An 11,625-nucleotide genomic window follows, 5' to 3' on the forward strand; every position below is an offset into this window, starting at 1 on the left:
GGCGGAGGAGTCAGACGGGGTGGCCCAGCTCGCGGATCCCGTCGAGCTTCGTGCCGAGCGTAGCGGTGACCCGCTCGGCCTCGGCCCGGCTCTGCAACTGGGCGGAAGCCGCGTCGTGGACCAGCACCAGGGAGGCCCCGGCCGCCAGGGGCGCCAGCAGCCAGGCCACCGGGCCGGCCTCGGTCGCGGTCCGCTCGTCGACCAGGACCCGGTCGCCGGCGGCCAGGCCCAGCCGCGCGGCCAGCTCCTCGGCGGTCCGGGTGAGCTGGCCGAGGGTGAGCTCCACCCCGCCGGCGATCAGGCCCGGCCGCGTCGCGTCGACCGGCTGCCAGGGGGTGAAGACGTCGCCCTGCCCCCGCACCTCCAGCGCGAAGTCGCGGGCCGGCCCGGCGTAGCCGGTCATCCCCATGCCCAGCGGGTGCAGCGAGAGGCCCAGCAGCTCGGGCAGCCCCTGCTCCTCCAGCGGCGGCAGCCGGTCCTGGGCGGCGAGCACGACGTCGGCGTCGGTGAGCCGGCCGTCGTCCTCGACGGCGGTGTCGAGCACCGCGGCCCCGCAGCTCCAGACGCCGAGCAGGACCGCGGCCGTCTGCCAGTGCACCGGCAGCGCCACCGCCACGGTGCTGCCGGGGGCGGTGTCGAACTCCTCCTGCAGCAGGTTCGCCGCCTTCGCCACCCAGTTGGCCAGCGTGGTCGCCGACAGCTCGACCCGGTCGCCGGAGGCGTCGTCGTACCAGGTGATCAGCGGCGCCGCTGGGTCGCGCCGGACGCGGGCGGTGAGCAGGTCGGCGGGGCCGCTGGGAGGGGTGTGGGTCACGCGAACAGCGTGGCACCCGCCCACCCCGGCTCCCGCCATCGGTTGCCGGCCGGAGCTACAGTCGAGCGCCGAGGGGCGGCGTCGCCCCGGGCAGAGCGAAGCCGTCGCCGTCCGTGGCCGGGGCTCGTCGTGCGGGCCGGTGGTCCGCGCCCGACCGGGAGGCCGAGGAGATGACCACAGAGACCGCTGCGCCCGGCGGCGCCTCCGCAGTCGCCCAGCGCGCCGGTAGACGGGCCCCCGACGGCCCCGGACGGGGCCGCACCGCGGGGTGGCTGCTCGGGCTGGCCACCTACGGCGGTTACCTGGTCCTGCAGGTGGTGCAGCTCCTCGTGCTGCACCAGCTGGCCCCGCGCTTCTTCTGGCTCGACGACTCCCAGTCCCAGTTCGGGCCGATGACCTGGTGGATGGGCCGGAACCAGCAGGACGGGCGGCCACCCCTGATGGACCCGGACCTGGGCCAGGCGGGCAACCTCGTCGCGGACATGCAGTACGGCGCGCTCGACCCGCTGCACTGGGGGCTCCAGGCGCTGGCCGCACAGACCGACGACCTGCTGCTGATGTCCTGGCTCTTCGGCGGCGGTTGCGTGCTCGGCCTGGGCTCCGGCGCGCTCGTGCTGCTGCGGCACCACGGGGTCCGGCGGCCGCTGGCGGTCGCCGGCGCGATCGGGATCGCCTCCAGCGGCTTCTTCCTCTGGTACGGCAGCTCGTGGTGGCCGCTGATGTGGAGCGTCGCCTGGCTGCCCTGGTTCTGGTGGGGGCTGGCGACGCGACGCTGGTGGGGCGTCGTCGTGCTGGCGCTGGCCACCTGGGCGCTGCTGACCTCGGGCAACCCCTACGTCCTCTTCTTCGCCCTGGCCATCATCGTGGCCCAGGCCGCCGAGCGGGTGCGCGCCGCCGGGTCCGTGCGGGCCCTGCTCGGCCTGGCGGATGCCGCTCGCCTGCTCGCGCTGTTCGGTGGGCTGGCGGTGGCCCTGCCCACGCTGCTCAGCACCGTCCAGCTCTCCCCGTACATGTCGCGCCAGGGCGCGGAGCCGGTCATCGGCAACGCGGGGTTCGGGGTGCCCAACCTGGCCGACGTCGTCCTCGGCGGCGCCACGCTCATGGGGCAGACCAACGCCTGGACCGGCGCGGTCCAGGTGGTGCCCGCGATGGCGACGCTGGTGGTCGCGCTGCCGGCGTTGGCCCTGGTGCGCTGGCGGACGGCGCTGCGCCACCCCGGCGTGCTGACGGCGCTGACCGTCTACGTCCTGGCGGTCGTCCTCACCCAGCTGCCGACGACCGTGTCGGTGTTCCGCTACCCGTTCCGGTACCTGGTGATCGTGCAGGTGCTGCTCCCGCTGCTCGCGCTGATCGCGGTGACGGCGGCTCCGGCGCTGGAGCGGAAGCGGCTCCGCCTGGCGCTGTTCATCGTCGGGGCGCAGGCCCTGCTGGCCTGGTTCCGGGCACCGCTCTTCGTGCGCTGGCACGTGCTGGCAGGGGTGCTGGCCGTGGTCGCCCTGGTGTGCCTCGTCGTCGCCCTGCGCCGGCGTCCGCCCTGGGCGACGGTCGCGGCCGGTGCCCTGGTGGTGCTCAGCGCCGGGTCGCTCTTCCTCGGGGTCGGGATGATGCTCTCGGTGCAGGAGCGGGCAGACGTGCTGGAGGGGGCGACCTCCGAGACGGAGGGTCCGTTCCGCTCGCTCCCATCCGGCCGCGAGCTGGGCACCACCGCGGCCGACTACCGGGCCAACTCCCTGGTCACCGACGGCGCCGCCACCGTGATCACCTCCGACTTCGGTCCGGCGATGGGGTGGACCCGTGGGGTGCTCCGGGGCAACGGCAACCTGGTGGCCGAGTTCGTCACCGGTGGCGGCTCGCTGGCGGTCTGGCACCGCGGGGTGAACGAGCACTGGTGCCGCGACTACGACGGCTCGACCTGCGGCCGACCGGCGGACCTGCTCGCGACGGCGCCCGGCACCGGCAGGGCGTGGGTCGACCTCCTCTCCTCGGACCGGGTGCTGCTGGGCACCGTCCCGCAGGCGGTGCGGGCGCACTTCGAGGCCACGTGGACCCCGGCCGGCCGCGTCGGCGAGTTCGACGCCTTCGAACGGCGCGACGACCTCCCCGGCCGGGTGACCGCCGCCCAGGACGTCGTCGTGACCCAGCAGCCCGGGGACTCCGGCCTGGCCTACGGTGAGGAGCCGATGGACGTCTACACCGTCAGCACGGGCTCGTCCCCCGGGACGGTGACCACCCGCATCCCCTTCTGGCCGGGGCTGCGCGCCACGGTCGACAGCGCGCCCGTCGAGGTCGGCTCCCTGGACGACGCGGTGCTCAGCATCGAGCTCCCGGCCGGGCTGCAGGACGCCCGGCTGGAGATCTCCTACGTGCCCGTCGGTGAGCAGGTGCTCGTGCCCGCCTTCGTCGCCGGTGGGGTGCTGACCGCGGGCGCGGTCCTCACCGCGCTGCTCGCCGACCGACGCCGCCGGGGCGGACCCGCCGTCGCCGCGTCCGCCGCCGGGGAACGGGCGGTCGCCGCGTGAGCGGGGGTCTGCGGGCGCAGCTGCACCAGCTGCTGCAGTTCCTGCTCGGCTCGTGCCTCGGCCTCGCCGTCGACCTGTCGGTCTTCGCGCTGGGCATCCGGTTGGGCGCGGCACCCTGGCTGGCCAACACCGTCAGCGCCGGCTGCGCCGTGGTCGTCGTCTACCTCTTCGTCACCAAGTACGCGTTCCAGGGCGGGCGGTCGCGCTCGTCGTTCCTGTTGTTCGTCGCCTGGTACGTGACCTCGATCCTGGGCTTCTCCGTCCTGATCGAGCTCCTGCACGCCACGACGGGGTGGGCGCCCTTCGCCTGTAAGTTGGTCTCGCTGCCGTTCTCGTTCGCAGCCAACTTCGGCGTCAGCAAGGTCCTCTTCCGGCAGCGTCCGCCGGCCGTCGTCCCGGGCGCCGGGCCGGCACCCGCGCCGGACGGGCCGGCCACCGAGGGCAGCGAGGACGGCGTGCGGCCCCGACGGGTGGGGTGACCACCTGATGCGGCGAACGGGCCAGGGGGAGGAAGGGCTACAGGAGGGTTTCGTGGACGTGGGTGGGACGGCGGGCACCGTGCGGGCACTCCTGTTCGACCTGGACGGGACGCTGGTGGACACGCGCGAGGCGAACTTCCTGGCCTACCGGGACGCCTTCGCCGCGTCCGGGTACGACCTGACGGCCGCGCAGTTCGAGACGACGTGGGGGCGCGACTCGCGCGACTTCATCCCCGACCTGCTGCCCGGCATCGACCAGGCAGGGGTCGACACGATCCGGGCGGCCAAGAGCCGTCGCTACGCCGACCTGCTGGACCGGACCAGCGCCAACACCGCGCTGGTCGCCTTCCTCCGGCTGGTCGCGCCGACCCACCGGACGGCGCTGGTGAGCACGGCGAAGTCCGGTAACGGCCGGCAGATCCTCGACACCCACGGACTCACCCCGCTCTTCGACGTCGTCGTCTGGGGCGACGAGGTCACGTGCAGCAAGCCGCACCCGGAGGGCTACCTGCGGGCGCTGGAGCTGCTCGGGGTGGAGGCGGCGCACGCGCTGGCCTTCGAGGACTCCGCCACCGGCCGCGCGGCCGCGCTCGCCGCCGGCCTCCCCGTCCTCGAGGTGCCCCACTTCTGATGTCGCAGCCCCGATACTCCCGCGGTCGACTGGTCCTCATCGTCGTCGCGCTGGTCTCCCTCGCCGTGTTCACCGCGGTCTGCTGGTCCTCGCTCACCGAGGTGTGGAGCCGGCTGGCCGACGGCCTCTCCGGCGGTGACTGGGCGGTGCTCGGCGTGGCCTCGGTGGTCCAGCTCGCCGGTCACATGCTGCGTGCGGCGCGCACCAAGGTGCCCCTGGACAACGTCCGCCGGGGGAGCCTCGCCGGCCAGTTCCGGCACCTGACCATCGGCTACCTGTTCAACGTGGTCTTCCCGCTCCGCGTCGGGGAGGTGGTGCGGGCGTACCTGGTCGCCAAGACGGTGCGGATCAGCTTCCTGTACACGCTGCTGGCGGTCGTGCTGGAGCGCCTCATCGACGTGGTGCTGGTGTCGGTCGCCTTCCTGCTGTTCATCTCGCTGGTCGGCGTGCCGACCAGCGGGGTGGCCCAGCTGGCCACGGTGGCGCTGGTCGTGGCGGTCGCGCTGATCGCCTCATTCGCCGCCCTCGTCCGGGAGAACGCCGTCCTCATGCGGCTGGCCTGGCAGGCGACCGCCTGGCTGAACAACGACCTGGAGAACCGGGCCCGGTTCAAGATCTGGTCGGTCATCTTCGGCTTCCAGCGGTTCTTTCGGCAGCGTCGTCAGCTCGCCCGCTACGGCGTCCTCGCGCTGGCGTCCTGGGCCTGCTACCTCGCGGCCGCGGCCTTGGTGGCGCTGACCGTCTTCCCGGCGCTGACCGGCCGGGACCTTGCGCTGGCCACGGCCGCACCGTCCGCGGTGGTCAGCCCCAGCCTCGGCAACGGTGACCCCGGGAGGTACCTGGCGGACGCGACGTCCTTCCTCGGGAGCAGCGGCCTGGACGGCCCGTCGGTCGCGGTGTTCGCAGCGGCAGCCTGGGCGTTCACCAACGTGCCGGTGCTCGTCGTCGCCGTCGTCGCCCTCTTCGTCAACTGGGCCCGCCGCACCAGCGACCCGCTGGCCGGCGTACAGCCCGCTCCCGCCGATCGGTACGTGAACAAGCTCGGCCGGGAGGAGGACATCTCCGGGTCGATGACCCACTTCCTGGACGCCTACTTCCAGCGCCAGGAGCTCAGCCAGGTCATGCACCGGCTGGAGGTCAACGGCAACGTGAGCCTGGTCCGCTTCTTCAAGGGCGGCTCCAACGCGGTCACGCTGCTGGCCACCGACGGCACCGAGCTGTTCGTCAAGAAGATGGTGCCGCTGGAGCACGCCCACCGGCTGAAGAACCAGTACGACTGGCTGGCCGCGCGCAGCTCGCACGAGCAGCTGGTCACCGTGCTGCGCGAGGAGCACGCGCCGGACTTCTACGGCATCGACCTGGAGTACCGGCCCTCCAGCGTGCCGCTGTTCGAGTACGTCCACGAGAACTCCTTCACCGAGTGCGCGGCCAAGCTCAGCGACGTGTGGGCCTACATGTACGACCGGGTCTACGACGTGGCGCCGCTGGCCGACCACGCCGACCTGCGCGACGACTACGTCGCCGAGCGGCTGGTCGGCCGGTTGCGCGCCGCCGCCGGCTCGCACGAGGCGCTGGCCGAGGCGATGCGCGGGGACCGGATCGTGGTCAACGGCCGGGAGTACGACAACGTCGACCGGGTGATCGAGCGGATCCGGGGGAGCGAGGCGGCCTGGCGCGACCTCGCCACCTACCAGGAGTCGACGGCGATCCACGGCGACCTGACCGTGGACAACATCCTGGTGGACATGAGCAGCCGCGAGGTGCTGGTCATCGACCCCTCCGACGACAACCAGGTGCGCGGGCCGATCATCGACTTCGCCCGGCACCTGCAGTCGCTGGAGTACGGCTACGAGTTCCTCAACGAGGACGAGACGCCGGTGCTGCTCGGCCGTGCCGGGGAGCTGCCGGAGATCGTCTTCCGGGACAGCCGGTCGGCCCGGTACGCCGAGCTCGCCGACCACGTGAGCACGACGATCATGCCGCGGTACCTGAGCCCGGCCGAGCAGCGTGCGGTCTACTTCCACGTCGGGCTGTTCTACGGGCGGATGCTCACCCACCGCGTGGTGATCAACCCGGGGACGGCGCTGAAGTACTACGGCGTCTGCGTGCTCGCGCTCAACCGCTTCATCGACCAGTACGAGCTGCCCCGGCGCGACGACCGGGTGGACGACATCTTCGGCACGGAGCCGAGAGAAGGGCAGGTGCTCCAGCCGTGGACGCCGTGATCGCGATCCCCGCGTACAACTGCGCGCCGCAGATCGGCCGGGTGCTCGACGAGATCACGGACGAGGTGGCCGGCCGGGTCCGCGAGATCTGGGTGATCGACAACCGCAGCACCGACGACACCCTCGAGCGTGCGCTGGAGTACCGCCGGAGCGGTCGCCTGCCCAACCTGCGGGTCTTCCGCAACCGGCAGAACAACAGCCTGGGCGGCACCCACAAGGTGGCCTTCGAGCACGCCCGGCGGGCCGGGCACAGCCACGTCGTGATCCTGCACGGCGACAACCAGGCCAGCAGCGCCGAGGTCGGGCTGCTGCTCGACCACGCCGAGGCGCACCCGGAGACCCAGACGGTGCTCGGCTCCCGGTTCAGCCGCCGGTCGCGGCTGCACGGCTACGACGCCAAGCGGGTCTGGGGCAACCGGGTCCTCAACGCGGTCTACAGCGTGGTCACGCTGCGCCGGCTGGAGGACCTCGGCTCGGGGCTCAACCTGTTCGCCCTGCGCGACCTGGACCCGGCCACCTACCTGCGGTTCGCCGACAAGCTGACGTTCAACTACGAGCTGATCCTGGACCTGGTCGCCCGGAAGGTCAGGTTCGCCTTCGTGCCGATCACCTGGCGGGAGGAGGACCAGGTCTCCAACGCGCGGAACTGGAACGTCTTCCGCACCGCGCTGCGCAACCTGGCGCTGTGGCGGCTCGGTCGCCGGACGACCCAGCCGGTCGAGGGGCGCGACTACGAGTGGGACGAGGTGCAGTGATGGCCACCCTGCAGGTGCTGATGCCGATGGGCGGGCTGGGGACCCGGTTCCGCAAGGTCGGGATCACCACGCCCAAGCCGCTGATCGAGGTCGGCGGGGTGCCGATGTTCCAGCGGGCGCTGCGCTCCTTCGACCCCTGGCAGGGGGAGAAGTCCGTCACCGTCGTCGTCCGGGAGGACAACGACCGGGAGTTCGACCTGGCCGCCCGGGTCCGGGGTGTGGAGCCGTCGGCGGAGATCGTGCTGCTCGACCACGACACCCGGGGGGCGGTGGAGACCTGCCTGGAGGCGCGGGACCGGCTCGACCCGGACCAGCCGCTGGTGATCATGGACTGCGACATCGCCTTCGACAGCCCGGAGTACTTCCGGGTGCTCCAGGCCGCGGTCGAGCGCCAGGACGTCGACGGGCTGCTGCTCTCCTTCCACTCCGACCTGCCGCGTTACAGCTTCGCCGAGGTGGGCGCCGACGGTCTGGTCACGCGCACCGCGGAGAAGCAGGCGATCTCGACCGATGCGCTGATGGGCGTCTACTCCTTCACCTCGGCCCGGGTGTTCCTCGATGCGGCCGAGCGGCTCGTCGCCCGGCAGATCGACGCGGCGATGCCGGAGTACTACGTCTCCCTGGTCTTCAACGAGCTGATCGGCTCCGGTCGCCGGGTGGGCCTGGTCCGCGGGGACTTCTACTGCTTCGGCACACCGGAGGAGCTGGCGGCGTTCGAGGAGACCGGCGCACCCGTCTGAGCCGCCGCGGCCGGTGCACCGCCGTCGACCCGAGCCGTCGTCGGCGCCCTGCCCGGGCGCCGACGACGGCTCAGTTGATGCAGGTGGTGTCGGCGGCGGTGCGCGGTGCTTCGTCCGGGGTGCTCGGGGTGACCGGCTGGGCGGTGACCGGCTGGCCGATCCCGTTGAAGTCCGAGCCCAGGACCAGCTGCACGGTGCCGCTGGTGGCATCGGCGACCTGCTTGGTGACCGCGCCGGGGACCGCGGCGGCCAGGGTGGCCGCCAGGCCCTCGTCACCCGCGGCGTGGCGGATCTCGGTCACCGAGTAGTCGGAGGAGTCGGCGTTGGCGGTCCCGGCCACCGGGAAGCCGGCCCCCTCGAGCTCGCCGGCCGCGCTGGCGGCCAGGCCGCCGATGCCGGAGCCGTTGTAGACCTCGACGGTGACCTGGGCCGGGGCGACCGGGGCCGGTGCCTCGGCCGTGGCGTCGGCGGGCGGCTCGGGCTCGGCGTTCAGCTCGGCGAAGAAGGCGTGCAGGGTGTCGGTGTCCTCGAGCTGGACGATCGACTTCCCGTCCTCGGTGGCGGTGCCGAGATTGGGCACCGTCTGGAACTCGATGCCGCCGGCGGTGACCGACTGCATCTGCTGGGCCAGCTGCAGCAGGTTCAGGTTCTGGTCGACCGTCAGCGAGTCCGCGGCGGCCCGCACCAGCTCCCGCTGCTTGCCCAGGTCGAGGAGGACGTCCTCGGACAGCATCTTGCGCAGCACCCCGCCGATGAAGACCTGCTGGCGGACGATCCGGTCGAAGTCGCCGCGCGGCAGGTTGTGCCGCTGCCGGACGAACTTGAGCGCGTCGGCGCCGCTGATGGTCTGCACGCCCGCCGGGAACACCGCGCCGGACCACCGTGAGTCGTCCACCGGCTCGCACAGGTTCACCTCGACGCCGCCGACCACGGAGGTGAGCTCGAAGAAGCCGAGCAGGTCGACCTCGGCGTAGTGGTCGATCTGGAGCCCGGTGAGCCCGTTGATGGTCTGCACCAGCAGCTGCGCGCCCTGGGCGTTCTTGGCCTCCTCGGACGCGCCGTCCGGGGCGTTCATCCGGCCGTAGGCGTAGGCGGCGTTGAGCCTCTCCTTGCCGTACCCGGGGATCTGCACGTACGAGTCGCGGGGGAAGGAGACGAACGACGCCTTCGACCCGTCGGCCGGGACGTGCACCAGGATCATCGTGTCGGTGTTGAGGCCGGAGTCCTCGCCGGCCTGCAGCTCGACCAGCTGCTGCTCGGTGAGGTTGGCCCGGCTGTCGCTGCCGACGAGCAGCAGGTTCATCGCCTCGCCGGTGCGCACCGTCTCGTCGTTGCCGTCGCTGGGGATGGCGTCGGTGCGGTTCACGGTCGCGTCGGCGACCCGGCCGAGGTACCAGCCCCACCCGCTGGTGGCCAGCACGACGACGGAGACGGCCAGCGCCACGACCCGCCCGGTCCAGGCCAGCCGGCGGTCACCGGGACCGTCCGTGGTGACCCGGCCGCCCGGTGCCCGGCCCGCCCGGGGGTCCAGGCGCGGCGGCAGTGCGCGAGACGGGGGAGTCCGGCGGCGCCCGTCGTCTGTGCTCATGCGGTGTCCTCACGTCGAGGTGCCGACGTCGGTGCACTGCCCCCCGGGGGGGCAGTCGTCCAGCGGCGCGATCACGTCGGACTCTACGACGCGCGGCTGTGTGCGCCGGCCGCTGTGGACGAGCCCCCCCCGACGTGTCCACCCCAGACGTCCCACCGGTCCCAGTGGGCTCCCCGCCGGGACCGCCGTGGGCGTGTCCGGCTCAAGTACCCGGCGCAGGGGCCGATGGTCTCTGGAGCAAGCGGTCGGCAGCACCAGGCCGACCGAGCAACCGTTCACCGGAGGACCCGCCCGTGCGCCGCATCCTGACCGGACTCATCGCCTTCCTCCTCCTCACCGGCACCTTCCTGGTGCTCCCCGTCTACGCCGAGGAGGGACCCGAGGCCCAGCCGGTGGTCACCTCCAGCGACGAGGTGCCGCTGGGGTCGGTCGAGGAGCCGGCGCCGGAGGTCGAGGTCCAGGAGGGCACCACCGTCCCGGTCGAGGGGGTGCCGGCCGCCGCGCCGACGCTCTCGCTCACCCGCACCGACACCGCACCGTTCTCGCTGGTCGGCGTCACGTGGGCCTTCGACCCGCAGGTGTCCGACACCGTGGTGCAGGTCCGCGTGCGGGACGCCGACGGTGACTGGGGGACCTGGACGGAGGTCACGCCGGAGACGGCCGACCAGCAGGCGGTCGGCACCGGGGCGGAGCTGCGGAGCGGCACCAGCCCGTTGTGGACCGGCCCCGGCACCGGTGTCGAGGTCGAGCTCGTCACCCGCTCCGGTGCGCAGCCCACCGACGTCGCGCTGGACCTGATCGACCCGGGGAGCAGCCCCGCGGACGGTGCGCTCGACGACCCGGAGATCACCGACACCGCGCACGCCGCCGCCACCATGCCCGCGATCTACTCGCGCGCGCAGTGGGGCGCCGACGAGCGGATCCGCACCTGGGACCCGCAGTACGCGTCGACGATCAAGGCGGCGACGCTGCACCACACGGCGGACTCCAACAGCTACTCGGCGCCGGACGTCCCGGCGATCATGCGGTCGATCTACCGCTACCACACGGTGAGCCTCGGCTGGGGCGACATCGGCTACAACGTCATCGTCGACAAGTTCGGGCGCCTCTGGGAGGGCCGCTTCGGGGGCCTGGCGAGCACGGTGATGGGCGCCCACGCCGGCGGCTTCAACACCTCGACGTTCGGCGTCTCCATGCTCGGCAACTACGACGTCGTACCGGTGCCGCAGGTCACGGTCGACGCCGTCGTCGCGGTCATCGGCTGGAAGTTCTCGCTGTTCGGCATCGACGCCCGCGCGACGACGACGCTCCGGTCGAGCGGGGGCGGCACCGCGCGGTACGCCGCCGGCGCCTCGGTCACGCTGCCGACGATCTTCGGGCACCGCGACGTCGGGTCCACAGCGTGCCCGGGCAGGTACGGCTACGCCCGGCTCGCCGAGATCCGGGACCGGGTGGCCGACCTGGGGACGTCGTCCATCTGGCTGGTCCGGAACCGGTACGACTCCGATCCGGCGGCGCGCACGCTGCTCGGCGCGCAGACGACCCCGCCGACCCTGACCCCGGACGGCTCGGGCGCCTTCGCGCACTACGTCAACGGGTCGATCTACGCCTCGCCGACCACCGGCGCGCGGATCCTGCGCGGCCCGGTGCGCGACAAGTGGGCCTCGCTCGGCTGGGAGCGGGCCGCGGTCGGCTACCCCGTCACCGACGTCACGACCCTCTCCGCCGGGGACGGCGCCTTCGCGCACTTCCAGCGGGGGTCGGTGTACTGGTCGCAGTCCTCGGGTGCGCACGTGGTGTCGGGTGCGGTGCGGGATCGGTGGGGTGTGTCGGGCTGGGAGTACGGCTCGTTGGGGTATCCGGTGGTGGACCAG

At 72.8% G+C, this 11,625-nt stretch carries 9 protein-coding genes; 7 read left to right on the forward strand and 2 right to left on the reverse strand.

Annotated elements, in window-relative coordinates; all coding sequences use genetic code 11:
• Positions 1–10: 10 nt before the first annotated feature.
• Positions 11–814 carry a TIGR03089 family protein gene (locus ACI79Y_RS16160; protein WP_457159465.1) on the reverse strand — a complete coding sequence of 268 codons (804 nt, stop codon included), beginning with the start codon at positions 812–814 and terminating at the stop codon, positions 11–13.
• Positions 815–984: 170 nt separating this feature from the next.
• Between ACI79Y_RS16160 and ACI79Y_RS16165 the strand changes: the two genes are divergently transcribed.
• Genes ACI79Y_RS16165 through ACI79Y_RS16190 form a run of 6 tightly spaced genes read left to right on the forward strand, consistent with a single transcriptional unit; the run spans position 985 to position 8,163 of the window.
• The gene (locus ACI79Y_RS16165; RefSeq protein ID WP_457159466.1) at positions 985–3,333 is read left to right on the forward strand and encodes a hypothetical protein; all 2,349 of its coding nucleotides are present in this window, start codon (positions 985–987) and stop codon (positions 3,331–3,333) included.
• Positions 3,330–3,812, forward strand: coding sequence for a GtrA family protein (locus tag ACI79Y_RS16170; RefSeq protein ID WP_457159467.1), 483 nt, complete (start codon positions 3,330–3,332; stop codon positions 3,810–3,812). Before ACI79Y_RS16165 ends, ACI79Y_RS16170 begins: the two co-directional genes overlap by 4 nt.
• 52 nt (positions 3,813–3,864) lie before the next feature.
• Entirely contained in the window at positions 3,865–4,443 is a 579-nt protein-coding gene (locus ACI79Y_RS16175) for an HAD family hydrolase (RefSeq protein ID WP_457159468.1), read from the forward strand.
• Positions 4,443–6,668, forward strand: a complete 2,226-nt coding sequence (locus ACI79Y_RS16180) for a lysylphosphatidylglycerol synthase domain-containing protein (protein ID WP_457159469.1) — start codon at positions 4,443–4,445, stop codon at positions 6,666–6,668. The genes ACI79Y_RS16175 and ACI79Y_RS16180 overlap by 1 nt, the downstream gene beginning before the upstream one ends.
• Positions 6,656–7,423: a glycosyltransferase family 2 protein gene (locus ACI79Y_RS16185; protein ID WP_457159470.1), complete on the forward strand. Its 768-nt coding sequence runs from the start codon at positions 6,656–6,658 to the stop codon at positions 7,421–7,423. The genes ACI79Y_RS16180 and ACI79Y_RS16185 overlap by 13 nt, the downstream gene beginning before the upstream one ends.
• Entirely contained in the window at positions 7,423–8,163 is a 741-nt protein-coding gene (locus ACI79Y_RS16190; RefSeq protein WP_457138922.1) for a glycosyltransferase family 2 protein, read from the forward strand. The genes ACI79Y_RS16185 and ACI79Y_RS16190 overlap by 1 nt, the downstream gene beginning before the upstream one ends.
• A gap of 70 nt (positions 8,164–8,233) precedes the next feature.
• Here ACI79Y_RS16190 and ACI79Y_RS16195 read toward each other — a convergent pair whose 3' ends face one another.
• A complete protein-coding gene (locus ACI79Y_RS16195) occupies positions 8,234–9,751 on the reverse strand; it encodes an LCP family protein (RefSeq protein ID WP_457159471.1) in 1,518 nt (505 codons plus the stop codon).
• Between the two features lie 293 nt (positions 9,752–10,044).
• Between ACI79Y_RS16195 and ACI79Y_RS16200 the strand changes: the two genes are divergently transcribed.
• On the forward strand, positions 10,045–11,625 hold a 1,581-nt coding region (locus ACI79Y_RS16200; protein WP_457159472.1), incomplete at its 3' end, for an N-acetylmuramoyl-L-alanine amidase.

Source organism: Modestobacter sp. SYSU DS0875 (assembly GCF_054050915.1).

What these genes read in the sequence shown, in the direction of transcription:
- ACI79Y_RS16195 (WP_457159471.1), bottom strand. Translation starts at nt 9,751, where the DNA reads ATGAGCACAGACGACGGGCGCCGCCGGACTCCCCCGTCTCGCGCACTG.
- ACI79Y_RS16180 (WP_457159469.1), top strand. Translation starts at nt 4,443, where the DNA reads ATGTCGCAGCCCCGATACTCCCGCGGTCGACTGGTCCTCATCGTCGTC.
- ACI79Y_RS16165 (WP_457159466.1), top strand. Translation starts at nt 985, where the DNA reads ATGACCACAGAGACCGCTGCGCCCGGCGGCGCCTCCGCAGTCGCCCAG.
- ACI79Y_RS16190 (WP_457138922.1), top strand. Translation starts at nt 7,423, where the DNA reads ATGGCCACCCTGCAGGTGCTGATGCCGATGGGCGGGCTGGGGACCCGG.